This is a genomic window from Streptomyces sp. NPDC091416, assembly GCF_044756845.1.
Lineage (GTDB): Bacteria > Actinomycetota > Actinomycetes > Streptomycetales > Streptomycetaceae > Streptomyces.
The window spans coordinates 602,027-626,454 of sequence record NZ_JBIVTU010000004.1 but is presented as its reverse complement, the minus strand read 5'-3'; the positions used below and the strand labels follow the sequence as shown (position 1 = coordinate 626,454).

Sequence of the window (24,428 nt, the reverse complement as noted above, 5' to 3'; positions counted from 1 at the left end):
AACGGAGCGATCAGCCCCTGCATGTAAGCCAGCGCCGACTCCCGCGGCTCCGACCGAGCGAATCGGTGCACGAACCGCTCATGCAACTCGCCCAGACCCGCTGCCCACGCCCTGACCTCACCGAGTTCCCCACCCATATTCGGATCAACGACTGCCCTGGCCACCAGTCACACCAAACGCCGTTGCAGTACTAGGAAGCCTGTTGCCCCCGCGCGACCTGGTTCCGCTCGCCGCACTCGCCCTCTGCCCGCTGCTCACCTTCCTTCTGGCGGCGTCTCCTCCGCCGGCGCACGCCGCCTCCTCCCGGACACCGGCCTTCGTTCCGGTCACCTGGCCGCAGCCCTCCTTCCGCGAGGCGGAGTGGTTCACGGCGACCGGCGGAACACACGGCGGCGCGGTCACGGCGAACCGGGCCGGCGACTCCGGCGGGAGGCGGATCACGGAGATCGAGGACGGTGACTGGATCGGCCTCGGCGCGGCGCCGCCGGAAGGCGTCGACTCGGTGACGGTCCGCGCCGCCTCGGGCGGCATCGGCGGCACGGTCGAATTCCGGGCCGGATCGCCGGCCGGGCCGCTGCTGGGAAGCCTCACCGTCCCGTGCACCGGCGGGTGGGACCGCCCCGCTTCGCCTACGGCCCGTCTGACGGGGGCCGCCGGCGGGGTACGGCTGTTCGCCGTGTTCGTCAATCCGGCCTGGCGAGCGGGGACGGCCGACCTGTTCGCCGTCGACTGGTTCCGCTTCGACGGCCCGGCGGCCGGGGTCGGACAGGCCGCCGGCGCGCACGGGTCGGCGAGCGGCCGGGAGTTCCCCTGACACGCGAGGCGTGAGCGCCCTCCGGGGCCGACGCCGGACAGCGCCGGACGCGGGACCGGCCCCGACGGCCGGTCCCGCGTCCGTGTGCGGTGCGGGCGTCAGGAATGGATGAGTACCTGCGAGAGGGCCACCCGGCCCGTGCCGGTGGTCACGATCTTCAGCGTGCGGGTCCGGCTGTCCAGGTCGATCACGGTGGGGCGGAGCGCCTTGCCGCTGACGTGGACGGTGCCGTCGTCCGTCACGATGTCGAAGTCGCCCGTGGTGGAGGCGGAGTTGTTCCAGACCTCGACCTGACGGATGTGCCGGACGCCACCGAGGTCCACCTGCCACCAGGCACCCGCTTCCACGAGCGTGCGGGTGTCCGTGTTGGTGTCGGCGTCCAGAGCCAGGTCCGCCGTCGCCGTCGCGTCGGTGGAGGACTGGGTCGCCGTGCCGGTGCGTGCGAGGTCCGTGCGCAGCTGCTCGACCGGGCCGCCGCGGGAGCCCGCGTGCGCGGCGACGGCGAGTGCTTCGGCGGGCAGCCGGTCCAGACCGGTGAGGTTGTCCGTCATGACGGAGCCCGTGCCGCCGAGCGCGGGTGCGGCGGTGTCGGTCCAGTTGTGGCGGGCCGTGTTCTCGATCCCGTAATCCGCCCAGTTGGAGACCCACTTGTAGCCGACGCGGGTGATGACGTTCTTCTCGACGGTGATGTACGAGGACTGCTCGTCGAGGTAGATGCCGTTGCCGTCGCGCTCGGTGTTGCCGTAGGCGGAGCGGTTGATGTAGTTGCCGCTCAGGACGGTGCCGGGCTGGGCCCCCTGGGTGTAGATCGCGCCGCCGTCGTGCTGCTCGTGTGCCACCTCCATGACGTCGGTGATGCGGTTGTCCGTCACCCTGTTGTCACGCAGCACGGACTTCTGGGCCTCGGTCTGGTTCCAGCCCCAGCCGACGGAGATCCCGGAGTACGGGAGATGCTCCAGGGTGTTGTGGTCGACGGTCAGTCCGGCCTCGTAGCCGGCCCAGATGCCCACCGAGTCGGTGTACTCCACGCCGCTGCGGCTGATGGTGTTGTACGCGACCGTGTTGCGCTCGCCGGCGAGTCCGGCCCCGGGCATCGGCTCCGTGTCGCCGACGTACACCGCGCCCGAGGACAGATCGGTGAAGGAGGAGCGGGTCACGGAGCTGTCCTTCGTGCCGGCCTCCAGGATCGTGCCGGCCCCGCCGAGATGGCTGAACCGGGTGCGGTCGATGCTCACCCCCCGGCCGCCGCGGACGGTGACCGCGGCAGCCGGCTTGGTGTAGAAGCGGCCCGCGTGGTCGACGGGGCCGGTGGCGCCGGTCAGGGTGAGACCGGCCTGCATGCCCGCATAGCCCTCGTCGGTGCCGGGCTGCCGGTACGCCGCGTACGCGAAGCCGATCCCGTTGACGGTGAGGTCGTGGGCGCCGTCGACGACGAGCAACTGCTCCGTGTGCGGAGTGACGGCCTGCGCGTGGCGCATGTTCTCGCCCTTGCGCGGCAGGTAGGTGACCGTGCGGCCCGCGGAGTTCCAGACGAACTCGCCAGGCTGGTCCAGGAGTTCGAGCGCGTTCTCGAAGAAGGCGACACCGCTGTACCGGGTCGAGTCGACCGTGGTGGAGTCCCAGGCGGGCCCGGTGCGGTCGGTGCCGCTCGCCGAGTTGGTCCAGCAGGGCTGGGCGAACGTCATGGTGTCGCCGCTGACGGCCGCGATCCGGCAGTGGTAGTTGCGCCAGCGGACGCGGATGACGGCCTCCGCGTCGGTGGGCCGCTGCCACCGGTCGATTCCGACGGCGGTGGCACCGGTCATGCCGGCCTTGGTCGCGTCGCACGTGGCGGCGGCGCAGGCCTCGCCGCGGGCGCGGGTCGCGCGCCTGCCGTCGACGAAGAGCTGGCGCGGGGTGACACCTGCCGGGACGTCGGCGCTCCAGGTGCCGTCGGCGTTCTGCCGCCAGCCGGTGATGTCCTGTCCGCCGGAGAGGACGGGGCGCGCGCCGGGGGCAGCGGCCCAGGTGACGCCGGAGTCGACGGCGCCGAGCTTCAGGGGTTCGTCCAGCCGGTACGTACCGTCCTTGAGGAGGACGCGTACGTCGTGCCCGGTCACCGCGCGGGCCAGATCGCGGGCCCCTTCCGGGGTACAGGGGCGGGCGACGGTGCAGGAGTCGCCGCGGCCGTCCGGGGCCGCGTACAGGGTGCGGGTACCGGGTGCGGCCTGGGCGGCGGGGGCCGCGAGGAGCGCGGTCAGGACGGCGGCGGTGGCGGCAGCGGCGGTTCCTCGTACGACGTTCATGGAGCGGTTCACGCAGTGGCCTTCCAGTCGGGGTGGCCGGGCATGGGCGGATTGACGGCTCCGAAGAGCCAGTCACGCAGGAACGGGTCGACGGAGCGGTCGCCGGTGACGCGGACGGCGTGCCGGATGAAGGCCTCGCTGGTGTACGTGGAGTCCTTGAAGCGCTTCACCCACTCGCGCATCACCCTGTCGAACGACGGCCGGCCGATCCTCAGGCTCAGGGCGTACAGGACGAGTGCGCCGCCGTCGTAGATGTTCGTGCCGCCGAGCGCCTTGGGCAGTCCGGGCGGGCCGTCGGCGGCGCGGACCGCGTCGAGCTTCTCGTACGTCGACTTCATCTTGTCGGCGAACACGGACCAGCCGCGCTCCTCGCCGTACAGGCCCGCGTAGTACACGGCGGGGCCCTCGTTCAGCCAGGCCTGCTGCCAGTCGTTCGGGGTGACGGAGTCGCCGAACCACTGGTGGACGAGCTCGTGAACCATGGTCGTCTCGTAGCCGGGCTGACCGTTGGCGTTGAGCTTGAACCAGTTGGTGGAGAAGAGGGAGAGGGTCTGGTTCTCGAGGGCGTCGGTGTAGCCGTCGTAGATGTGGACGCCGTAGACGGAGAACGGGTAGCGGCCGAACTTCGCCTCCAGCCAGGCGAGATGGTCGGCGGTGCGGGCCACGATCGGGCCGTACTTGTCCTCCTGGCCCTGCGGGACGATGTGCCGCAGGGGCAGGCCGCGGTGGCTGCTGCCGTACAGATAGGTGCCCTTGACGACGGCGATCCCGATGAGTTCGGTCGCCATGCGCTCGCGCAGGGCGAAGTGCCAGACCGTGGAGCCGTCGGCGCGCGGGGTCCGGTGGGTCAGCTCGCCGTTGGCGGTGGCGACGAAGCCCTCGGGGGCGCTGATGTGGAAGGTCCAGGTCGCCTTGTCGGACGGGGTGTCGTTGCACGGCAGGAACGTGTCGGCGCGCGAGGACTGGGCGGCCGAGGCGAACCCTCCGTCGGTGCCGAACTTCCAGCCGGTGAGCCCGAGCCGGGGCGCCTTGCCGTTGCCCCGGTAGCGGATCTCGGTGGTGAACGCCTGTCCGTCGTGGAGCGGGCGGGCGGGCGTGAGGGTCAGCTCCTGGCCGCTGCTGCCGGGAGCGATCGCCCAGGTGGCGGGGCGGCCGGCGACGGTGACGGAGTCGATGGTGTGGCCGTCGGTGTCCAGGTTGAAGGCGGAGAGGTCCTGGGTGGCCCTGGCGTTGATCTTCACGGTCGCGGTGAAGTCGTACGTCACCGGGGTGAAGTCGAAGGTCAGGTCGTAGTGGACGACCTGGTAGCCGCCGTTGCCGAGCGTGGGGAAGAGCGGGTCGCCCACGCCGTCGGAGCCGGGCTCCGGGTCGAATCCGCGCGTCCTCGCCGAGGCGGGCGAGCCGAGCGCGGGAACGGTGACGGCCGCGGCGACCGCGGCTCCGCCGAGCGCGAGGACCGAACGTCGTGTCGTCACTTCTTGCCCTTCTGGAAGGCTTCCTCGAACTCGCCGCGGGCCTGCTCGCCGCCCTTGGCCAGGTAGTCCTTGACGAGCTGGTCGTAGGCGGACATGGGCTTGCGGCCGGCGATGATGTCCTTGAGCCCGTCCAGCTTGAACGTGTAGAGGCTGCCGTAGCCCTTGGAGTCCCAGGTGGGCGAGGAGTACTGGAGCGTCGGGTCCGGCTCCATCATCGGGATCATCTTGGTGAAGGCGTCGTGCACGTGGCGCACGCCCTGCTCCGAGTCGGCGCTGAAGATCGCGGGAACGGCGGAGGCCATGAACTTCCAGGGCACGGTGACGTCCTGGGTGCCCTGCTTGGTGAGCGCGGGATTGCCCTTGGCGTCGCGGGTGAAGTCCTTGCCCTCGACCCCGTAGTTGATGAGGGTGTACTCCTGGCTGCCGAACGGCGAGGCGGCGAAGTCGGCCAGGGCGAGAACCTGCTTCACGCGGTCCTCGGACGCCTTCTTGACGTGCGTGTTCTCCAGCTTGACGTTGTCCATCCAGGCGACGGGCGCGGAGCCGAAGGGAACGAAGGGCCTCGGGTCGTACTTCTTGTCGATCGCCTTCATGGCGGCGATGTAGCCGACGCCGGGTGCCAGATAGGTGGGCATTCCGTCGTAGACGTACGCACCCTTGCCGTTCTTGAACATGTCCGTGTACTGGGCCTTCTGCGCCCCGGACATCTGGAGGGTGCCCGGGTAGAAGCAGCCTGCCTTGTAGAGCGACCGCGCGGTCTCCACCGCCTCGCGGAACTCCGGCGTCTCCAGGTCGCTGGTGAACTTCCCGGTCGTGGCGTCCAGCCGCCAGGAGTACGGTGCGCCGGCCGACATGGCGAGGACGTTGGTGGCGCCCGCGATGATCGCGTACTGGTCCTTCTTGGGCCGGGTCAGCTCCTTGCACGCCTCGACGAACCGGTCGAGACCGGTGATCTGGTCGAGGCTCGTGATGCCGATCTCCTCGAACAGGTCGTGCCGGTAGAAGCCGGCACCGCCGGTGCCGGTGCGCGCGATCGGAATGCCGTAGAGCTTCCCGCCGAAGATGGCGGCCTGCCAGGCACCCTTCGGGATCGCGGCGAGGTTCGGGTAGTCCTTGACCTTGTCGCCGGCGAGGTACGGGGTCAGGTCGGCGCACGTGGCCTGCAGGAACCCGGACTTGTTGTCGACGCCGCCGACCTCGGGGTACATGAAGAGATCGGGGAGGCTGTCGCTGGCGACCATCGTGGAGAACTTGGTGCCGTAGTCGTCGGCGGGCACGGCGGTGATGTTCACCTCGCCGCCGAGGAGCTTCTCGATCTCCTGCCAGGCGGCGTTCCTGCCCCGGGAGGGCGGCGGCGGGGAGAAGGTCTCCATGGTCGCGCTGATCGGCTTCGCGCCCTTGAGCGGCGTACCCTTCGTGGCCCTCAGCGGCTGGGCGGGGTAGCTGAAGAAGCCCTGCGGGACACCGGCCGCGGTGCCGGCCAGGCCGGGCTTCAGACCGATGTTGCGGACCGCGGTGTCCGGAAGCAGCGAGGCGCTCTTGGCCTCCGCCTTGGCGGTGGTGCCGCCGTCGCCGCACGCGGCGAGCAGCGGGGCGGCGGCCAGTCCCAGACCGACGCCCGCGCCCATGCGGAACAGTGCTCTGCGATTGATGGGGGTGGAGCTCGACACCTGAATCTCCTTGGAAGTGGGAGAGGGGAGGAAGGAGTGGGGGGCGGTGGCTGCGCTCAGCCCTTGACGGCGCCTGTGAGCACGCCCTTGGTGAAGTAGCGCTGGAGGAACGGGTAGACGCAGAGGATCGGGACGACGGCGATCACGAGGACCGCCATCTGGACGGCCTGCTGCGGGGCGAGCACCTCGCCGGCGGACGCGGCGTTCAGGCTCTGGCCCTGGAGGACGTAGGTACGCAGGACCATCGGCAGCGGCCACTTGTCGGTGTCGTTGAGGTACAGGAGCGAGTTGAAGAAGGCGTTCCAGTACGTCACGGCGTAGAAGAGGCTGATCACGGCGAGGACGGCCTTGGACAGCGGCAGGACGATCCGCACCAGGATGCGGAAGTCACCCGCGCCGTCGACCTTCGCCGCGTCGTACAGCTCCTCCGGCAGGTTCATGAAGAAGGACCGCAGGACGACCAGGTTGAAGGCGCTGACCAGGGTGGGCATGACGAGCGCCGCGTAGGTGTCGTACAGGCCGAGTCCCTTGACCAGCAGGAAGTTCGGGATGATGCCCGCGTTGAACAGCATGGTGAACAGGGCGGTCATCAGGATGAAGCGGGATCCGGTGACCTCGCGGCGGGAGAGCCCGTACGCCATTCCCACGGTGACGAGCAGGCTGGCGAGGGTGCCGAACACCGTGATGCCTACCGAGACGAGCAGCGCCCGGGTGACGACGCCTCCGGTGAAGATCGTGCGGTAGGCGTCCAGGGTGGGGTGGTCCGGCCACAGGACGAGACCGGAGCTCTTGATGATGTCGGTCTGCGAGGCGAAGCTCGTGCCGATGACTCCGGCCAGCGGGTAGGCGACGGCCAGGACGACCACCACGACGGCGACCGCCTTGGCGGTCTGGCCCATCCGGGTCGGGCGCTCCATCCACGGCGGCCGGCCGTCGGACTTGGGTACGGGGACGGGGCGGGGAGCCGGTACGGTGCTCCGCGTCCCGGCGCGCGTCTTCTCAGCGGTCAGCACCGCGGTACACCCCTTCGTGGCCGAGCCGGTGGGCGAACTTGTTCGCGCCCAGCACGAGTGCGGTGCCGATGACCGCCTTGACGAGTCCGACGGCGGCGGCGACGCCCCAGTCGTTGTCCTTGATGCCGTGGTAGTAGACGTAGGTGTCGAGGACCTCACCGGCGTCCGGTCCGACCGCGTCCCGCTGGAGCAGGATCTGCTCGAAGCCGACGGAGAGGATCTGCCCGAGGTTGAGGATCAGCAGCAGGATGAGCACGGGGGCGATGCCGGGCAGCGTCACGTGCCACAGGCGGCGCCGGGGGCCCGCGCCGTCGATGGCGGCGGCCTCGTACTGCTGCCGGTCGATGTTGAGCAGTGCGGCGAGGATGATGATCGTGCCCCAGCCGGCGTCCTTCCAGGCCACCTGGAGGGTCAGCAGCCAGGGGAACGCGTCGGGGTCGCTCATCATGTCGTAGCGCGGCAGCCCCATGCCGCCGAGGACGTCCGGCAGCAGGCCGGCGCCGCCCAGGATCTGCTGGAAGATCGAGACGATGATGACCCAGCCGATGAAGTGCGGGAGATAGACGACGCTCTGGACGAACCGCCTGATCCGGTCGCTGGCGATGCTGTTGAGGAGCAGCGCCAGCGCGATGGGCACCGGGAAGAAGAACACCAGCTGGACGAGGGCGATCTCCAGCGTGTTGAACGTCGCGCTCCAGAAAGCCGGTTCGGCGAACGCGGCGGAGAAGTTGGCGAAGCCCACCCAGACGCTGTGCATGTATCCGAGGTACGGCTGGTAGTCCTGGAACGCCACCACGTACCCGAGGAGCGGGACGTAGTGGAAGACGACGAAGTAGAGCAGGCCGGGCAGGGTGAGCAGCAGCATCACCCGGTCGCGCTTGATCCGCTGTCCGAGCGTCAGCCGGTGTGGGGCGACGAGGGCCCGGTCGGCCGGCGGGGCGGGTTCTTCGACCTGCTTCCGCCGCTTTCGCCGCTTTTCCCGCGGCAGCGGGGGTGCTGTGTCAGCCATGGTGCGTCCTGTTCGGCTGGGTGGCGCGTGGTGAGCCTTCTGCGGCCGCAAGTTAGTAAGCGGTTAACCCAAGCGTCAAGAGATCCGGGCGAACGTCTTTGTTTCGGGACGCTCTCCGCCAGGAAATCCAGCTACCGAAAGCCAAGATATCGCAGCAAATGTGACAGTTGAGAGGCTGGAGCGCTTGACGGTCACCCATCACGCTCCCTAGCGTGCCGGTCATTCCATAGAACGCGATTACTGTCCGGAGGCAGGGTGCGAACCACCGAAGAGGCGCCGGCTCGGTCCGGTACCGATGCTGCGGCCCCGCCCGAGAGGCGCCCGCGCACGGTCCTGGTCATGAGCCCCGGGCTGCTGGACGACGTCTTCCCACCCTCTGTCCGGGCCCGCCTGGAGGAGACCGCGGAACTCCTCGATCCATCCCTGATCAGCGAGTTCGACTCTCCCGACGCGATGCGGGCGCTGGCCTCGGCCGAAGTCCTGCTCACCGGCTGGGGGTGCCCGCCGGTGGGCGCCGGCCTGCTGGAGCGGGCGCCGCGGCTGCGGGCGGTGATCCATGCGGCCGGCACGGTGAAAACGTTTCTGTCACCGGCCGCCTTCGACCGCGGGATCGCCGTCTCCTCCGCCGCCGCGGCCAACGCGGTCCCGGTGGCGGAGTACACCCTGGCGGCGATCATCATGGGCGCGAAGCGGGTGTTCCCGCTGGCGGGGCTCTACCGCACCCGCCGCACCCACCGCACCGGCGCCGACCTCGACCGGCAGCACTGGCTCGGCACCCACGGACTGACCGTCGGGGTCGTGGGCGCGTCCCGGATCGGACGCCGGGTGATCGAGCTGCTGCGGGTGGTCCTGGACGCGGAGGTGCTGCTGTACGACCCGTACGTGGGCGCAGCCGAGGCCGAACTCCTCGGCGTGACCCGCACGGACCTGGACACCCTCGTGGCCACCAGTGACGTGGTGAGCGTCCACGCCCCGGACACTCCCCGGACGCGGGGAATCATCGACGCGCGCCGGATCGGCCTGATGCGGCCCGGCACCCTGCTCGTCAACACCGCACGCGGCTCCCTGGTGGACACCGAGGCACTGACCGGCCATCTGGTCAGCGGGCGGCTCGACGCGGTCCTGGACGTCACGGCACCCGAGCCCCTGCCCTCCGGACATCCGCTGTGGGACCTGCCCAACGTCTTCCTGACCCCGCATCTCGCGGGCGCCCAGGGCAACGAGGTGGGCCGGCTGGGGGCGCTCGCCGTCGACGAGCTGACCCGGTACGCGCGGGGGGAACCCTTCGCCCATCCGGTGTACCGGGCCGACCTGGGAAGGATCGCATGAGCACCGTGCCCCGGCAGGCTCTAGGCTCGGCGTCACACAACAGCCACCAGGGGGTGAGCCGGATGCGCCGGCAGAGCACGGCCGCGGACGGACAGCGGCGGGCCACGGTCACCGACGTCGCACGGCGCGCAGGCGTCTCGACGGCCACCGTCTCCCGCGTCCTGAACCGCAACTACCCTGTCGCGGAGGCCACCCGGGACCGGGTCGAGTCGGCCATGCGCGAGCTCGGCTACGTGGTCAACGCGCACGCCCGCGCCCTGGCCGGGGTCTCCAACCGCACCGTCGGCATCATCGTCAACGAGGTCATCGACCCCTTCTACGCCTACATCGCCCGCGGTGTGGAGCGGGAGGCGGCACTCGGCGGACGGCTCTGCCTGGTGTGCTGCACCCAGGGCGACCCCCAGCGCGAGCTGGCCTTCATCGACCTCATGCACGAGCGCCGGGCGGACGCGGTGGTGGTGGTCGGCGGTTCGATCGCCGACCGCGGCTACACCTCCGAACTGGCCCGCCGGGCCCGCGAGCTGGACGCGGGCGGCTCCAAGCTGGTGCTCTGCGGGCGGCCGCCCCTGGGCGAGGAGGCGCCCACCGCCGCGGTCGAGTACGACAACGAGGGCGGCGCCTTCGCCATCACCGACCATCTGCTGATGCAGGGCCACGAGCGGATCCTCTACCTCGGCGGCCCGCCCAAGCTCTCCACCACCCGTGACCGGCTGGCCGGCCACCGGCGGGCCCTGGAACTCCGCGGGATCCCGATGGATCCCGACCTGGCCCAGCCCGGCGCCTTCAGCCGCAGCTTCGGCTATCGGCGGATGGCCGAACTCCTGCGGGACGGACCTGAGTTCACCGCCGTCTTCGCGGCCAACGACGTGGTCGCCGCTGGTGCCGCCCAGGCGCTGGAGGAGGCGGGCCTGCGCGTGCCCAAGGACATCTCCCTGGTGGGGTACGACGACATTCCCGTCGCCCAGGAACTGCGCCCCCGGCTGACCACCGTCCACGTACCGCTGGAGGAGATGGGCCGCCAGGCCGTGCGGCTCGCCGTCTCGGGAGGGGACGAGGACGACTGGCGCGAGCCCACGACGGGCGTCCTGCGGCTCGGCACGCACATCGTGGTACGCGATTCCGTCGCGCCCCGAGCCGGCAGGTCCAGCCGTATGTGACCGGTTACTACCCCCCTGTCCACAGTCGGCCATAGAAAATCACAGTAACTTCGCGACTCCCCTTGCGACTCGACAGCAACCGCTTACATGCTGGCGACACGCCCCACCCCCGCTCCGCACGCTTCCGCCCCTCATTCGTTTCTGCAGGGAGAGTTCCGCATGCGTAAGTTCAGCTCCTCCAGCCCGGTTTCCTCCTCCATCGGCCGGCGTGCCGTGCTCGCCGCGGGTGCGGGGACGGTGGCCGCACTCGGCGCCGGCGCCGCCTCCGCGCAGGCCGCGCCCCCTCGCCCCGCCGTCCGGCCGGTGTGCCTGGCCGTCACCGCCCGTCCGGCCGCCGAGGCCGAGCGGCTGCGGCTGGCACAGGCCCTGCGGGGCTCGGAGTTCCAGCCCACCGGTCTGTACGTCCCCGCCGGCGTCCCGCTCTCGCTGACGGTCCGGCCGCACGACGGCCTGCTGCCCACGCTCTGGATCGGCGCCTGGGACTACTACGGGGAGGTCACCGAGCCGCGCAGCCACCCGCTCACCGCGGGCGCCAACACCGTGACCGACCCGTACGGCGGCCCCGTCTATCTGACGCTCACCGGACAGGGCGAACGGGCGGACGTGCTGTTCCGCTCCGGCACCGTACCCATGCCGGTCTTCACCCTGGGGAGCACCACGGAGGCCGCGTACCAGCACCAGCTCGACACCCTGACCGCCTCGCCGTGGGTGGAGCTGCACGGCCCGAACACCCTCATGACGCTGACCCGCGAGGGCGCGCTGCTGTACCGGGACGAGGACCATGCCGCGCTGCTCCGGCTGGTCGAGACGATCATCGACTCGCATGCCCGGATCAGCGGGCTGGACGGTTCGAAGCCGGTGCACCGGCGCAAGGCGGGGCCGTACCACTTCACCGAGGTCAGCAAGGTGCCCACGGGCGTCGGGGCCTACGCCACGCACGGCTACAACGGATTCCCGCGGGCCTATCTCGACCGGGCCACCACGGTGGAGGGACTGCGCACGCGCGGCTGGGGGCTCTACCACGAACTCGGCCACCTGCACCAGCAGATGGCGTACAAGCCGGGCGGGCTCACCGAGGTCACCGTGAACATCTACTCGCTGGCCGCCCAGCGCACCCTCGGCCGGCCGTCCAACCTGCTGACCGCCGACCCGGTGACCGGCCTCACCGCCTTCCAGACCTCGCGGGCGAAGTTCGGCACGGCCGGACTGACGTACGAGAAGTCCTTCGGCGCGTACGAGAAACTCGTACCGCTGCGCCAGCTGGAGCTCGCCTTCGGGGAGGACTTCTGGCCCCGGCTGCACCGGCTGGTGCGCGAGGAGAACCCGCAGTCGGACTACACGGAGAACGCCAAGCGGTACCGCGCACTGGCCACTTACTCCAGCCGCGTCGCGGGCTACGACCTCACCGGCTTCTTCGTGAACACCTGGGCGTTCCCGATCGACGCCGTCGGCAAGGCCGAACTGGCGGCACTGGGCCTGCCGCAGCCGCCCGTCGACCCGAGCACCCTCACCGACTGACCCGGCACGGCGAAGGAGTGACCATGCAGTGGAGCAGAAGGACCCTTCTGGCCGCCGGCGGAGCCACGGTGTCCGGAGTCCTGACCGCGGGCCCGTCCCGGGCCGCGGAGCCGGAACGCGCGGCGTGGAGCGCCGAAGAGGATGTCGACGGCCTGCTGGACCGCGCCGAGACCTTGCTGACCGGGGGCGGGTTCGACCCGTCGGACCCCGACTTCGCCGCCGGTGTCGCCGCCCTGGACAGCACGGCGAAGGGACTCTGGGACAGCCTGGACCGCACCGCGGACCGCACCGCGCTGTGGAGCGATCTCGCACCCCTGACCGCACCGGGGAACTTCGGGCAGAGCTACACCCGGCTGCGCGCGCTCGCCACCGCGTGGGCCACTCCCGGCACCTCGCTGAACCGCAGCGCGGAGACGGCGGACGCCCTGCTGTCCGCGCTGCGGTTCACCTACGACACCGCCTACCATCCGGCGGCCCGGGAGAGCGGCAACTGGTGGTTCTGGGAGATCGGCGCGCCGCGCGCGCTGATGGACACCTGTGTCCTGCTGCGCGGGCGGCTGCCGGCCGCCGACCTCGCGGACTATCTCGCGGTCGTCGACCGCTTCTGTCCGGACGCCGACCGCCGCACCAACTCCCCCACCCTGTCCGAGACCGGCGCCAACCGCACCGACAAGGCCGTGATCGTCGCGCTGCGCGGACTGCTCGGCAAGGACGCCGGCAAGCTGGCGTCCGCCCGCGACGCGCTCTCCGACGTACGCGACTCCGGACGCAACAGCCTTTTCAGGTACACGAGTTCGGGGGACGGGTTCTACGAGGACGGCTCTTTCGTCCAGCATGATGCGGTCGCGTACACCGGCTCGTACGGCACCGTGCTGCTCGGCGGCGCCGCCTGCCTGCTGACCCTCCTCGCCGGATCTCCCTGGGCCGTCACCGACCCGCAGGTCTCAGTGATGTACGACGCCGTGGAGCGGAGCTTCGCCCCGGTGATCTTCGACGGACTGATGATGGACGCGGTGCGCGGGCGCGCCGTGTCACGGGAACGCGCGGGCGACCACCGGGACGGCGCGGCGGCCGTCGCGGCGATCCTGCTCCTGGCATCGGGCGCTCCGGCGGACCGGGCGGACCGGTGGCGGGCGCTGGCCAAGGGCTGGCTGACCCGCAATCGCGCAACCCCGTTCGCCTCCCTGGCCACGCTCCCCCAACTGGCCCTGGCCAAAGCCGTACTGGACGATCCGGCGGTCCCGTCCGGAGCCCGTACGACGGGCAGTTTCGTCTTCGCCGACATGGACCGGGTGGTGCACCGCCGCCCCGGCTGGGCGTTCGCTCTGTCGCTCTCCTCCAGGCGCATCGCCGCGTACGAGGCGGGCAACGGGGAGAACCTCCACGGCTGGTACACCGGCGACGCAATGACGTACCTGTACGACGGTGACGACCTCGGTCAGTTCAACGACGGCTTCTGGCCGACCGTCGATCCGTACCGTCTCCCCGGCACCACGGTCGATTCCCGCGAGCGCGCCGACCTCGGAACGGACGGCGGGACCTCCACCTACCGCCCGGCGAACGCCGTCGCGGGCGGTGCGGTGCTGGACGGCCGGCACACGGCCGCCGCGATGGAGGTGGTGGGCGCCGAGGGCAGCACCCTGCGGGCCAGGAAGTCGTGGTTCCTCCTCGACAACGCGGTGGTCGCGCTGGGAGCCGGCATCACGGCGAGCGACGGCCGGCGGGTCGAGACCGTCGTGGAGAACCGCAACCTCGGCACGGACGGCCGCGACCGGCTGCTGGTGGACGGGGTGGAGCGGGGTACAGGCGCGGCCGTCTCCCGCGCGCAGTGGGCGCATCTCGACGGTACCGGCGGCTACGTCTTCCCCGGCGCGACCGCGCTGAACGTCCTGCGCGAGGAGCGCAGCGGTACCTGGCGGGCGATCAACACCGGTGCGGACACCGGGGGAAGTGCCGACCCCGTGACACGTCGCTACGCCACGATGTGGCTGGACCACGGGATCTCCCCCACCGACGCGGGCTACGCCTATGTGCTGCTGCCCGGCGCGTCGGCGGCGGCCACCGCGGTGTGGTCGCGTTCGCGGCCGGTACGGATCGTGGCGAACGACACTACCGCGCAGGCCGTGGAGGACCGCAGGCTGGGGCTGACCGCCGTGCACTTCTGGGGCGCCGGTTCGGTGGCCGGGATCAGCGCGTCCGGCCCGGTGACGCTTCTCGTACGGCGACGGGGCGCCCAGGTGTCCGTCGCGGTCGCCGACCCGGGCCGTACCGAGGACGTGGCCTCGGTCGAACTCCCCTTCCGCGTCCGGTCGGTGGCCGCGGCCGACGACACCGTGACCGTCACCCCGGGGGCCCGTGCGGTCCTCACCGTCGCCGTCGGCGGTTCACGGGGCCACACCCACCGCGCCGAACTCGTCCGGTAACCACTCCACCGATTCCTGGGAGCAGCACCACCATGTCCGTCGCCCCGCACCTTCACCTGCCGCCTACCGACCGGGTCCTGTCCTCACGTACCGGCTGGACCCGGGCGCACTGGGAGGCGGCCGCCGACCGGATGCTGGAGGCCCTGACGCCGTACGCGACCCCGGGGTTCGCCCAGTACCGGCTGCCGGGCCGCGGCAGCTGGTCCGGGGTCGTGTCCGACGGGCTGGAGGGGTTCGCCCGGTCGTTCCTGCTCGCCGCGTGCCGGATCGCCGGCGCGGGCGGGGCGGTCGACCCTGCCCTGACCGAGCGGTACGCGGCGGGTCTCGCGGCGGGCACGGACACCGCGAGCGGGGAGGCGTGGCCACGGCTGACGGACTGTTCGCAGCAGATGGTGGAGGCCGCGTCCGTCGCGGTCGCGCTGCACGAGACCAGGCCGTGGATCTGGGACCGGCTGGACGCGAAGGTTCAGGAGCGGGTCGTCGACTGGTTCTCCGGTTTCGTCGGCGGCCGCACCTGGGACAACAACTGGCGCCTCTTCCAAGTGGTCTCCGAGCAGTTCCTCGCCTCGGTGGGTGCCCCGTACAGCGCCTCGGACATCGAGGAGGGGCTGGACAGGATCGAGGACTGGTACGTCGGCGACGGCTGGTACACGGACGGGGACGGCCGCAACTTCGACTACTACATCGGCTGGGTCATGCATCTGTACCCGCTCCTGTGGGCACGGATCGCCGGCCCCGGCGGCGACGGTGGCCGGAGCGCCGTCCACCGGCAGCGCCTGCACCGGTTCCTGGAGGACTACCCGCACTTCTTCGGCGCCGACGGGGCCCCGGTCCACCAGGGCCGATCCCTCTCCTACCGGTTCGCCTCGCTCGCTCCCGTGTGGATGGGCGCGCTGGCCGACTGCACGCCGCTCGCCCCCGGCCTGACCCGCCGCCTGGCCTCCGGCGCACTGCGGCATTTCGCCGAGCGCGGGGTGCCGGACGAGCGGGGGCTGCTGACCCTCGGCTGGTACGACACCTTCCTGCCGTCCACCCAGCCCTACTCCGGCCCCGCTTCGCCCTACTGGGCGAGCAAGGGCTTCCTCGGCCTGCTCCTTCCTCCCGACCACGAGGTGTGGACCGCGCGCGAACTCCCTCTGCCCGTCGAGGAGTCCGACACGTACACCGCGCTTCCCGCTCCCGGCTGGCTGCTGCACGGCACCCGGCACGACGGAATCGTCCGCCTCGTCAACCACGGCAGCGACCACAACCCGCCCGTGCCGGATCCCACGGCCGCCGAAGCCGCGGGGGACCCGGACCGGGGGGCGGGCGAGGACGATCCGCACTATGCGAAGCTCGCGTACTCCACGGCGACGGCTCCGGAGTCCGCTCCGCACGCCCTGGTCCGCGATATCGACGGCCATCTGGCGCTGCTCGCCCCGGACGGCACTCCGTCGCGGCGGCGCCGGATCCATCCGCTGCGCTGCGAGGACCGTCTCGCCTCCTCCTGGTCGGCGGCGCGGCTGCCCGGTGACGAGCGCGCGTACCGCATCGAGACGACGAGTGTGCTGCACGGCCCGTGGGAGATCCGGGTGCACCGGGTCGAGGCGCCCGAGGGAGCGGTGGTCCGCGAGGGCGGCCACGCGGTCGCGCACGCGCAGAGCCCGTTCGCCTCGTCGGCGCCCGACTGGGCGCTCGCGCGCACGGCCGACGGGCTGTGCAGCGCGCTGGTCGCGCTGCACGGGTGGGACGGAGGCGTGGGCGGCGCCGCCGTGGCACGCGATGTCGAGTCCAATGCGTTCGGCCCGCACTCGGCGGTGCCGTATCTGCGCAGCGCACCGCATGCGGGCGGCCGGAGCGTGCATGTCTCGCTCGTCGTGCTGTCCCGCGACAGCATCCATCCCGAGGCGTTGCGCACGGCCGTGCGGGTGCGGGTGGACGGGGACGCGGTGGTGCTCACGTTCCTGGACGGCCGCACGGTGGAGGCCTGACGGCACGGCCCCGGTCCGGGGCTCAGATGCCGAAGATGTTCTCCTCCCGCTGGTGGATGTGGCCGACCAGCTCCTGCGCCAGGGACTTGATCGTGTCGAGCCCGGCCCGTCCCCACGGGCGGGGCACGATGTCGACGGCGCAGACGGCCCCCAGGGCGATGCCCGTACGGTCGATGAGCGGCGCTCCCAGGTAGGAGCGGACGCCTATGTCGTCGATGACCGGATTCCCGGCGAACCGCGGGTAGTCGCACACGTCCTCCAGGACGAGTGCCTTGCGCCGGACGACGACATGCGGGCAGAAGCCGTGGTCGAGCGCCACATAGCGCTCCCCGCGGCCGCTGCCCGCCGCCGCTGCCCCCAGGTCGGAGCCCTTCCAGGTACCCGCCGGGGTGTGCAGTCCGGCATGGAACTGGCGGTTGCCGTCGATGAAGTTGACCATCGAGTACGGCACCTCGGCCACTTCGGCCACCCGGTCGGCGAAGGCGTCGAAGTTGTCGAACGAGGCATCGGACCGCTCCCCCAGGCCGAGGCTGCGCAGCCGCTGCGTCCGCACGTCGGCATCCTTGTCGACGGGCGTCAGCAGCAGCCGTCCCAGGGCGTGCGGGGTCGTCACGGATGGGCTCCGAAGCTCCCGTGGCCGGTCAGCGGGGCGGGTTCGGCGGAGGCGTTGATGAGGTGCTGGACCAGCGTGACCAGCGCGCCGGTGCCCGAACTCGCGATGCGGGCGTCGCAGAGGACGACCGGAACGGCCGGCGCGAGATCGAGGGCCGCCCGTACCTCCTCGGGGCCGTAGCGGAAAGCACCGTCGAACTCGTTGACCGCGACGATGAAGCCGATCCCGCGCCGTTCGAAGAAGTCGACGGCGGCGAAGCACTCCTCCAGTCTCCGGGTGTCGGCGATCACGACCGCTCCGAGCGCGCCCTGGGAGAGTTCGTCCCACATGAACCAGAAGCGCTCCTGCCCCGGGGTCCCGAACAGATAGAGCACATGCTGCTCGTCCAGCGTGATGCGTCCGAAGTCCATCGCCACGGTGGTGGAGGTCTTGGACTCGATGCCTTCGAGGCTGTCCGTCGCCGCGCTGATCTGGGTCAGCAGCTCCTCCGTGCTCAGTGGCGCGATCTCGCTGACCGCGCCGACGAACGTCGTCTTGCCGACGCCGAAACCTCCCGCCACCAGCACCTTGAGCGCGACGGGGAAGCCCTCGGGGCTGCCGGGGGCCTCCTCGTAGCGCGACGCGCCGGTGCCGTCCTCGTAGCCGGACGCGCCGGTGCCGTGGTCGTACCCGGTGTGGCCCGGCGGAGCCGCGTACCCGCCGCCCGGGGCGTCCGCGTAGCCGACGTGTCCGGGGCTCGCGGTCCCCGCGTACGGGGCGGAGCCGTCGAAACCGTCAGAGCTGTCGTCGTAAGCCATCGAGCACTGCCTCCAGCAGGGATCGGTCGGTGGGCATGTCGTAGAAGGCCGGCGGGTGTGCGGTGACCGCGCCGCAGTCGACCAGGTCCGAGAGCAGGACCTTGGTGACGACGGCGGGCAGCCGCAGATGTGCGGCGATCTCGGCCACCGAGGTGGGACCGCCGCACAGCCCGAGCGCCACGGAGTGCTCGGGTCCCAGGTGGGTCTGCGGAACGGTCCCGGTGGCCATCACCAGGGAGAGCAGATCGAGCACGGTCGTGGGACGGGTGCGCCCGTTGCTCACGGTGTAGGGGCGGATGAGGCGGCCTGCCGCATCGTCGAGCAACGGCCCGTCCTGCGTGGCCGGCATGGTCATAGTCCCGAGGCGCCCGGCACCCCGGCGGCTTGTCTCGTCGGCGTCATCAGATACGGCCGGACGCTCTTGACCAGCATCGTCATCTCGTAGCCGAGAACGGCGGCGTCGGCGTTCCGCCCGGCGAGCACCGCCAGACAGGTGCCGGAGCCGGCGGTGGCGACGAAGAGGAGCGTCGAGTCGAGCTCCACCACGACTTGGCGGACCTCCCCGTTGTCCCCGAACCGGGCCCCGGCACTGCGGCCGAGCGAGTACAGGCCTGCGGCCAGCGCGGCCATGTGGTCGGCGCTGTCGGAGTCCATGCCGTGGAGGGATTTCACCAGCCCGTCGGCGGAGAGCAGGACCGCGCTGCGCGTGTACGGCACGCGCTGGACCAGCCCGCTCAGCAGCCAGTCGAGGTCCGAGACCTGACCGGACGGCATATCGGTCGCCATGGTGCATCTACTCCTTGGTCGTGTTCGCGTTCGCTTCGAGTGGGTCTTGGTCGCTGGGGTACGAGCCGGCCCTGAGCAGTTCCACGGGGACGGCGCCGCGGACCGGAAGCGGCTCCAGCGGTGCCCTGACCGGCGCCGGGCCTGCCCGGCCGGTCCGCGGGTCCGCGGCCGAGTCGGCGTCCGGTGCGGGATCCGCCTCGGACTCCTGACGTGCCTCGGCGAGGTCGATCCCGCGCCGGAAGGCCGCCACCAGCCCCGGGTCGTGCAGGGTGGGCTCCTCCTCGGAGCGCGGCGCGGGCGCCTCCCTGAGCTGCGGGACCAGGTGTTCCTGGTTGGCCCGCCTGGGGAGCTGGGGCCGGCCCATGGTGCCGCGCACGACTCCGGTCTCCGGCGGCAGGGCGGGGATCGCCTCGTCCGTGGTGCGCAGGACGGAGGGTGTGTCGGCGGGGGCGGGCCGGTCGAGGCGCTCAGCCCGCAGCGGGAGCGGAGGGCCCTCGCCCTGACGCGGCGTCTGCTGCGGTGCCTGATGCAGCCGCAGTTGCTGCTGCTGCGGTACGTAGGGGCGCCGCTGCGGTTCGGGGGCGGGGGTGAGGCGTGCGGTGGAGTCCTCCGGGGGCGGTGGGCGGTGGACGGGGCCGAGGGGTGGGGCGGGTGCGCCGGCGGCCTCGGCGTGCTCGTCCTCGTCGGCACCGAGCAGGGACTGCGGGAGGACGAGGACGGCCTGGGTGCCGCCGTAGATGTTGCTCTGGAGACGTACGGCGATGCCGTGCCTGCGGGCCAGCGACGCCACCACGAACAGGCCGATCCGGCCGTCCTGGAGCAGGCGGGCGACGTTGACCTGGTCGGGGTCGGCCAGCAGGGCGTTCATCCGCTTCTGCTCGTCGCCCGGCATGCCGAGACCCCGGTCCTCCACCTCCAGGGCGAGGCCCGCGGTGACGCGCTGGGCGCGGAGCAGGACCTGGGTCTGCGGGGCGGAGAACACGGTGGCGTTCTCCACGAGTTCGGCCAGCAGGTGGATCACGTCGGCGACGGCGTGCCCGCGGAGCGTGCCGCCGATCGGCGGCACGAGTTTGACGCGCGGGTACTGCTCGACCTCGGCGATCGCCGAGCGCAGCACCTCGGTCATGGTGACCGGGTTGCTCCACTGCCGCCGGGAGACGGCGCCGCCGAGGACGGCGAGGTTCTCGGCGTGCCGGCGGATGCGTGTGGCCAGGTGGTCGACGTGGAAGAGGCCCTTGAGCAGATCGGGGTCCTCGACCTGGTGCTCCAGCTCGTCGAGCAGCTGGATCTCGCGGTGCACGAGCGACTGCAGCCGGCGGGCGAGATTGACGAAGACCTCGACCTTCTGGTCCTCACCGGTGTGTTCGACCGGGCGGGACAGCCGGGAGGCCTGGACGGCGGCGGCCACGGCTCCCTCCTGCTGGCGGCCGAGCTCCTGCGCGAGCAGCTCGAAGGGGTCGCTGCCGGGTGCGACGGGCTGCGGGGAGCGCCGCGCGGGCACGGGTTCGCCGTTCCGGAGCTGCTCCACCACCCGTTGCAGATCGGCCTGGCCCTGGACGCTGGCCCGGCGCAGGGCCAGGCAGCGTCCGAGGACGGTGGTGGCGACCCGGTTGGCGGCCAGGAAGGCAGCGACCATCGCGGCGGCCGCCAGCGTGCCCGCGGCGCCGAGCGCCGTCCAGAGCTCCCTGGACGGGCGGACGCCGCCGGAGCGGGCGGTGAAGATGACGGCCGCGGTGCCCGCCAGCGCGACGGCAACCGCCGGCAGCACCGCGGTGCGCAGGAGTTGAGGGCGTATGCGCGCCTCGGGAGACGGCCGGGCAGCACGCGGCCTGGCCGCGGCCGAGTGGGATCGGGGACCCGGTCGGCCGTGCCGCCCGCCCTCTCGTCGTTCCGGTCGCGCGTCGGGTGCGCGAAGTTGAGACATCAGCGTCCTCGGTACGTGGGGCCCCGGCGTTCATGTGGTGGCACCTACGGTGGTCGGTCATTCTCGGGTCATCGGCCGGGCAGGCCCGGAGAATATGAGCCCACCGTTGATCACCGGGCACACACGGTAGTCGCCAGGTGCGAGGGCGCGACGGGCAGTTGTGGAACTTGCCCGCCATCCGTCCCGCTCTGGTATGACCTCTCGCACGAGCGACCGATTCCGCCGGGCGAATTCCCGGTGGGCCGACACCTGATCGGCGGTGGCGCGGCGCGGAGAAGCCCTCCCGCCGCGCTCGTCCGGGGACGCGGCAAGCCCCCTCGATCGCAGCCGAGGGGGCTTGCCGGGTGTCCGAGGACGCGACGCCTCGCGCTGTACGGGAGGGCGCTGAGCCGTACGGAGCGCGCGGGGTCGCTACGCCTTCCGGAGTCTGGCGATGATCCCGTCGAGGTCGCGCCGGAACATGTAGTCGCGGAAGACGTGCCCGCCGGGCTCCTCGTGCCACTCGTGCGGGATGCCGGCGGCGCCGAGGAGCGCGCGGAACTCCCGCTGTCCGGCAAGCACCTGGTTCTCGTTGACCTGGTCGAACCAGTTCACCGGGTCGGGGCTGGTGCCCGCGACCAGGAAGACCCGCTTGTTCCGGTAGCTCTCGATCCGCTCGACCGGATTGTCGGCGCTGACCCGGGCCTCGTCCCACAGCGGAACGCCGTAGACCGTGCCGCCGGCCAGTTCCACGGCGGCCGAGGAGGCGTTGGCCCAGTGGCCCACGAGGCCCGCGTCACGGCGCAGGCTGGCGGGACCGGAGTGGGCGCTCACCGAGGCGAAGTGGCCGTAGTACTTGGCCGCGTACTTCAGGGCGCCGAAGCCGCCCATCGAGAACCCGGCCACGGCGCGGCCGTCGTACTCGGCGTACGTACGGAAGTTGGCGTCGATCCAGGGCAGCAGCTGGGCGATGTGGAACGTCTCCCAGTTCCGGGGACCGGCGTTGGAGCTGACGGGGTTGGAGTACCAGCCCGCGTGTCCGCCGTCGGGCATCACGACGATGACCGGCCTGCCCGCCGTCCATGCCCGGATGCCCGCGCGGTCGAACGTGATGAAGTCCTGGTCCGTGCCGCCCCCGTGCAGCAGGTAGAGCACGGGGTAGCGGCGGCCGGCGGTGTGGTAGCCGTCGGGGAGCAGGACGTTGACCGCCGGGTCCCAGCCGACCGCGTCGGTCGCGAAGCGGTAGTAGCGCATGCGGGGGTCGCCCTCGGCGCGGTCCACGATGCGCAGTCCGAAGCCGTCGCCCGCGGCACTGGCGGACGTTGCCGTGGCGAGGACGCCCCCGGCGCCCAGCGCCATGGCGGCGGAGAGGCCGCCGGCGGCCCTGATGACGCTTCTGCGCGTGGGACGGTACTCGTGGGCGCTCATGCGGAGTAGCCCTTCGGCGGGATCAGCGTCGCGAGCTGGTCGAAGGAGATCCAGTAGATCTGGTTGCCGCTGAAGGACGCGGGGTCGGCGATGAGAACCGTGCGGTCCACCTCGTCGTACCCGAAGACGGTGAAGTAGTGGTAGATCGTCTGGTCCGACGGGTAGCCGGGCGGCTGGTTGCCGGGCGGAGCCACGATGTTGGCCACCAGCGGGTAGTTGCGGTCGATGTCGAAGACGATGTCGTACCAGAGCAGGTCCCGCTGGGCCTGCGTGGGCGGGTCGTTCGGCATCTCCTTGGTCTCGTACCAGCCGCCGCCGAGGTTCGAGTTGAGCACGTTCGTGACCTGGCCGATGTGATCGGTGCCGTTCTGGGTGGTCCCGAGCTGCCAGGCCAGGTCACCCTGACTGGGCGGCGCCATCCGGGCCGAGAGCGCGATGCGGGTCGCCGCCGGACCGCACCAGTAGCCGGTCTCCTGGACCTGGTAGTCGATCTGCAGCCAGTGGGCGCTCTGCGTACGGCCGGCGGCGACCTCCAGCCGCGTGCCCGGTTCGTTCCGTCCGCTGACGACGGCCGTACCGGCCTTCGAGCCGTGTGCGAGCACGGACACGGACGCGGGGTGCGGTACGGGGGTTGCCAGGGCCAGTGTGGGCTGGAGGAGGGCTCCGGCGGCGGCGACGGCTATCGCGGTGGACACAAGTCTCTTGCGCATGAAGGCTCCTGAGGAGGGTGGGGGTGGCCTTGCGGGCAGAAACGCATTCGGGAAGTGCCCGGCTGTGCGGGGCAGCGGGATTCAGCGTCGCCGTTGTCGCACGACGGGCGCAAGCGGCGAAAGTTCTGGCTTACGCCGGTGTTTGATTGCCCGTCATATCGCGACGCCGCCGCCCACCGGTTTCCACGCCCCCGCCTGCCCTCTTCAGGCCCCCGACTTCGCGTCGCGATCCGGCGAGCCGCCGGCCCGCTCCTCCGCGGCCAGCAGCGCCCGGCCCTCGGCGGTCGCGATGTGGAAGGAACGTCCGGCCTTGCGCACCGTGGCGACCAGCCCGGCCGCCCGCAGCACGTTCAGGTGCTGACTGACCGCGGGGTGGGTCACGGCCAGGAGGCGGGCGGCCTCTACGGTGGAGCATCCGCTGCGGGTGGCGCGCAGGATGCCCGCACGGGTCTGCCCGAGCAGCGGCCCCAGGGGCCCGGTGCCGTCGGTGGAACGGGACCCGGCGGGGGCAGGTCCGGCCCAGTCCTCTGCATGGTGGATGGGATAGACGAGAACGGGTGGCAAATCCCCGTCGGCCAGCGTGATCGGCGTCGGCCAGCAGAAGAACGAAGGCTGGAGCACGAGACCGCGTCCGCTCAGGCGCAGTTGCTGATCGACGGGATACGCCACTTCCAGGACGGGCGCGCGCCAGCGGAACTGCGGTCCGAGCCCCGTCAGCAGACCCTCAGTCCCCCCGTCGAGCAGGCTGTGCAGCCGGACGGCGCGATCCGCGTCGATGTGGGCGTGGACGCGCTGCCAGTACGGAGCGAGGGCCTCACGCTGGTAGGTACCCAGCGCCCCGCCCAGCCGCCGGAGCGTATCGGTGTCTCCTCCGGCCAGCGACCCCACCCAGCTCGGAAGGTGGAAGGAGGCCGCCAAGTGGGTCAGATCGCTCCGCAGCCGTGGCCGCGGGGTGCTCATCAAGGTGTCGAGGGCGCCCTGCAGCGTGGCACGGTCGCCGGTCGTGGGGGTGAGGAAATCGGGCGAGTAGCCACGCGGGGGCAGCAGCGAGGAGAGCAGCCGGGGGGTGTCGGAGAGCCGCGGCCGGACCCAGCGGCGCCATGCGCCGAACACCCTCTCGCCGTCGCGTCGTTGAAGGGTCTGGACGCTGTTGCTGATCTCCCAGAGGAAGTCCGGCCCGGGGGCCACCCTGACCCTCGCCAGATCCTCGGACGTGAAGTGCACCCGCAGCATGGCCGCTCCCCCGGATGTGAGCTCCTCCGGGCGCAGCGTACCGCCGTTCGACCACCGCCCACCCTGTACGGACCCATGGCACCGGCCGGCCCGCTCCCCCGCCCACCTCGTACGGGCGCCGTCACACCGGCCGGCCTGCGGCCCTCTCCGGTACGGACACCACCACGCGGCCGCCCCGCAGCCCTCTCAGGTACGGAGGCCACCGCCTCCCCTGACGCACGGACGCCACCGCACCGGCCGCGCCATGGCCCCCGCGCAGCGTACGGACACCACCGCACCGGCCGTCCCCGCGCAT

The 24,428-nt window shown here is 71.6% G+C and carries 19 protein-coding genes and 1 pseudogene; 6 read left to right on the top strand and 14 right to left on the bottom strand.

Annotation, left to right across the window (positions count from 1 at the left end; all coding sequences use genetic code 11):
- Positions 1-137 (bottom strand): annotated as a pseudogene (locus ACIQMX_RS16305) (IS701 family transposase); the annotation flags it as partial.
- A gap of 65 nt (positions 138-202) precedes the next feature.
- Here ACIQMX_RS16305 and ACIQMX_RS16300 point away from each other — a divergent pair.
- On the top strand, positions 203-814 hold the full coding sequence (locus tag ACIQMX_RS16300) for a carbohydrate-binding protein (RefSeq protein WP_402478454.1): 612 nt from the start codon (positions 203-205) through the stop codon (positions 812-814).
- Between the two features lie 98 nt (positions 815-912).
- On the opposite strand, the gene ACIQMX_RS16295 is transcribed toward ACIQMX_RS16300, so the two are convergent.
- The 5 genes from ACIQMX_RS16295 to ACIQMX_RS16275 all read right to left on the bottom strand — a co-directional run bounded on the left by ACIQMX_RS16295 (position 913) and on the right by ACIQMX_RS16275 (position 8,266).
- The gene (locus ACIQMX_RS16295) at positions 913-3,111 is read right to left on the bottom strand and encodes a right-handed parallel beta-helix repeat-containing protein (protein WP_402478451.1); all 2,199 of its coding nucleotides are present in this window, start codon (positions 3,109-3,111) and stop codon (positions 913-915) included.
- Positions 3,108-4,574, bottom strand: a complete 1,467-nt coding sequence (locus ACIQMX_RS16290) for a M1 family metallopeptidase (RefSeq protein ID WP_402478448.1) — start codon at positions 4,572-4,574, stop codon at positions 3,108-3,110. The genes ACIQMX_RS16295 and ACIQMX_RS16290 overlap by 4 nt, the downstream gene beginning before the upstream one ends.
- Positions 4,571-6,244: an extracellular solute-binding protein gene (locus tag ACIQMX_RS16285; RefSeq protein WP_402478446.1), complete on the bottom strand. Its 1,674-nt coding sequence runs from the start codon at positions 6,242-6,244 to the stop codon at positions 4,571-4,573. The genes ACIQMX_RS16290 and ACIQMX_RS16285 overlap by 4 nt, the downstream gene beginning before the upstream one ends.
- A gap of 56 nt (positions 6,245-6,300) precedes the next feature.
- The gene (locus ACIQMX_RS16280) at positions 6,301-7,161 is read right to left on the bottom strand and encodes a carbohydrate ABC transporter permease (RefSeq protein ID WP_363076302.1); all 861 of its coding nucleotides are present in this window, start codon (positions 7,159-7,161) and stop codon (positions 6,301-6,303) included.
- 82 nt (positions 7,162-7,243) lie between these two features.
- Positions 7,244-8,266 (bottom strand): ABC transporter permease, encoded by a 1,023-nt coding sequence (locus ACIQMX_RS16275; protein WP_402478443.1) that lies wholly within the window; start codon positions 8,264-8,266, stop codon positions 7,244-7,246.
- Positions 8,267-8,605: 339 nt separating this feature from the next.
- Between ACIQMX_RS16275 and ACIQMX_RS16270 the strand changes: the two genes are divergently transcribed.
- From ACIQMX_RS16270 to ACIQMX_RS16250, 5 genes are all read left to right on the top strand, one after another.
- Complete coding sequence (locus ACIQMX_RS16270) at positions 8,606-9,595, top strand: hydroxyacid dehydrogenase (protein ID WP_363076216.1); 990 nt, start codon at positions 8,606-8,608, stop codon at positions 9,593-9,595.
- A 62-nt stretch (positions 9,596-9,657) separates the two neighbouring features.
- Complete coding sequence (locus ACIQMX_RS16265) at positions 9,658-10,752, top strand: LacI family DNA-binding transcriptional regulator (protein ID WP_363076300.1); 1,095 nt, start codon at positions 9,658-9,660, stop codon at positions 10,750-10,752.
- A 159-nt stretch (positions 10,753-10,911) separates the two neighbouring features.
- Entirely contained in the window at positions 10,912-12,270 is a 1,359-nt protein-coding gene (locus tag ACIQMX_RS16260) for a M60 family metallopeptidase (protein ID WP_402478440.1), read from the top strand.
- Positions 12,271-12,293: 23 nt separating this feature from the next.
- Positions 12,294-14,693 carry a polysaccharide lyase 8 family protein gene (locus ACIQMX_RS16255; protein WP_402478438.1) on the top strand — a complete coding sequence of 800 codons (2,400 nt, stop codon included), beginning with the start codon at positions 12,294-12,296 and terminating at the stop codon, positions 14,691-14,693.
- 32 nt (positions 14,694-14,725) lie between these two features.
- On the top strand, positions 14,726-16,663 hold the full coding sequence (locus ACIQMX_RS16250) for a DUF2264 domain-containing protein (RefSeq protein ID WP_402478435.1): 1,938 nt from the start codon (positions 14,726-14,728) through the stop codon (positions 16,661-16,663).
- 22 nt (positions 16,664-16,685) lie between these two features.
- On the opposite strand, the gene ACIQMX_RS16245 is transcribed toward ACIQMX_RS16250, so the two are convergent.
- The 8 genes from ACIQMX_RS16245 to ACIQMX_RS16210 form a co-directional block, all read right to left on the bottom strand.
- On the bottom strand, positions 16,686-17,276 hold the full coding sequence (locus ACIQMX_RS16245; protein WP_363076208.1) for a GAF domain-containing protein: 591 nt from the start codon (positions 17,274-17,276) through the stop codon (positions 16,686-16,688).
- Positions 17,273-17,842, bottom strand: a complete 570-nt coding sequence (locus tag ACIQMX_RS16240; RefSeq protein ID WP_363076298.1) for an ATP/GTP-binding protein — start codon at positions 17,840-17,842, stop codon at positions 17,273-17,275. The genes ACIQMX_RS16245 and ACIQMX_RS16240 overlap by 4 nt, the downstream gene beginning before the upstream one ends.
- A gap of 208 nt (positions 17,843-18,050) precedes the next feature.
- Positions 18,051-18,422 (bottom strand): DUF742 domain-containing protein, encoded by a 372-nt coding sequence (locus ACIQMX_RS16235; protein ID WP_363076206.1) that lies wholly within the window; start codon positions 18,420-18,422, stop codon positions 18,051-18,053.
- Between the two features lie 2 nt (positions 18,423-18,424).
- A complete protein-coding gene (locus tag ACIQMX_RS16230) occupies positions 18,425-18,859 on the bottom strand; it encodes a roadblock/LC7 domain-containing protein (protein WP_363076204.1) in 435 nt (144 codons plus the stop codon).
- Between the two features lie 7 nt (positions 18,860-18,866).
- A complete protein-coding gene (locus tag ACIQMX_RS16225; protein WP_402478430.1) occupies positions 18,867-20,783 on the bottom strand; it encodes an ATP-binding protein in 1,917 nt (638 codons plus the stop codon).
- A gap of 411 nt (positions 20,784-21,194) precedes the next feature.
- Positions 21,195-22,190 (bottom strand): alpha/beta hydrolase, encoded by a 996-nt coding sequence (locus ACIQMX_RS16220; RefSeq protein ID WP_402478427.1) that lies wholly within the window; start codon positions 22,188-22,190, stop codon positions 21,195-21,197.
- Positions 22,187-22,900 (bottom strand): C39 family peptidase, encoded by a 714-nt coding sequence (locus tag ACIQMX_RS16215; RefSeq protein ID WP_363076198.1) that lies wholly within the window; start codon positions 22,898-22,900, stop codon positions 22,187-22,189. Before ACIQMX_RS16215 ends, ACIQMX_RS16220 begins: the two co-directional genes overlap by 4 nt.
- Before the next feature lie 204 nt (positions 22,901-23,104).
- On the bottom strand, positions 23,105-24,133 hold the full coding sequence (locus tag ACIQMX_RS16210) for a winged helix-turn-helix domain-containing protein (RefSeq protein WP_363076196.1): 1,029 nt from the start codon (positions 24,131-24,133) through the stop codon (positions 23,105-23,107).
- Positions 24,134-24,428: the final 295 nt, after the last annotated feature.

Coding starts and splice junctions, on each gene's coding strand:
- ACIQMX_RS16280 (WP_363076302.1), bottom strand. CDS start 7,161: ATGGAGCGCCCGACCCGGATGGGCCAGACCGCCAAGGCGGTCGCCGTC.
- ACIQMX_RS16275 (WP_402478443.1), bottom strand. CDS start 8,266: ATGGCTGACACAGCACCCCCGCTGCCGCGGGAAAAGCGGCGAAAGCGG.
- ACIQMX_RS16270 (WP_363076216.1), top strand. CDS start 8,606: ATGAGCCCCGGGCTGCTGGACGACGTCTTCCCACCCTCTGTCCGGGCC.
- ACIQMX_RS16265 (WP_363076300.1), top strand. CDS start 9,658: ATGCGCCGGCAGAGCACGGCCGCGGACGGACAGCGGCGGGCCACGGTC.
- ACIQMX_RS16260 (WP_402478440.1), top strand. CDS start 10,912: ATGCGTAAGTTCAGCTCCTCCAGCCCGGTTTCCTCCTCCATCGGCCGG.
- ACIQMX_RS16255 (WP_402478438.1), top strand. CDS start 12,294: ATGCAGTGGAGCAGAAGGACCCTTCTGGCCGCCGGCGGAGCCACGGTG.
- ACIQMX_RS16250 (WP_402478435.1), top strand. CDS start 14,726: ATGTCCGTCGCCCCGCACCTTCACCTGCCGCCTACCGACCGGGTCCTG.
- ACIQMX_RS16235 (WP_363076206.1), bottom strand. CDS start 18,422: ATGCCGGCCACGCAGGACGGGCCGTTGCTCGACGATGCGGCAGGCCGC.
- ACIQMX_RS16230 (WP_363076204.1), bottom strand. CDS start 18,859: ATGGCGACCGATATGCCGTCCGGTCAGGTCTCGGACCTCGACTGGCTG.
- ACIQMX_RS16225 (WP_402478430.1), bottom strand. CDS start 20,783: ATGTCTCAACTTCGCGCACCCGACGCGCGACCGGAACGACGAGAGGGC.
- ACIQMX_RS16220 (WP_402478427.1), bottom strand. CDS start 22,190: ATGAGCGCCCACGAGTACCGTCCCACGCGCAGAAGCGTCATCAGGGCC.
- ACIQMX_RS16215 (WP_363076198.1), bottom strand. CDS start 22,900: ATGCGCAAGAGACTTGTGTCCACCGCGATAGCCGTCGCCGCCGCCGGA.
- ACIQMX_RS16210 (WP_363076196.1), bottom strand. CDS start 24,133: ATGCTGCGGGTGCACTTCACGTCCGAGGATCTGGCGAGGGTCAGGGTG.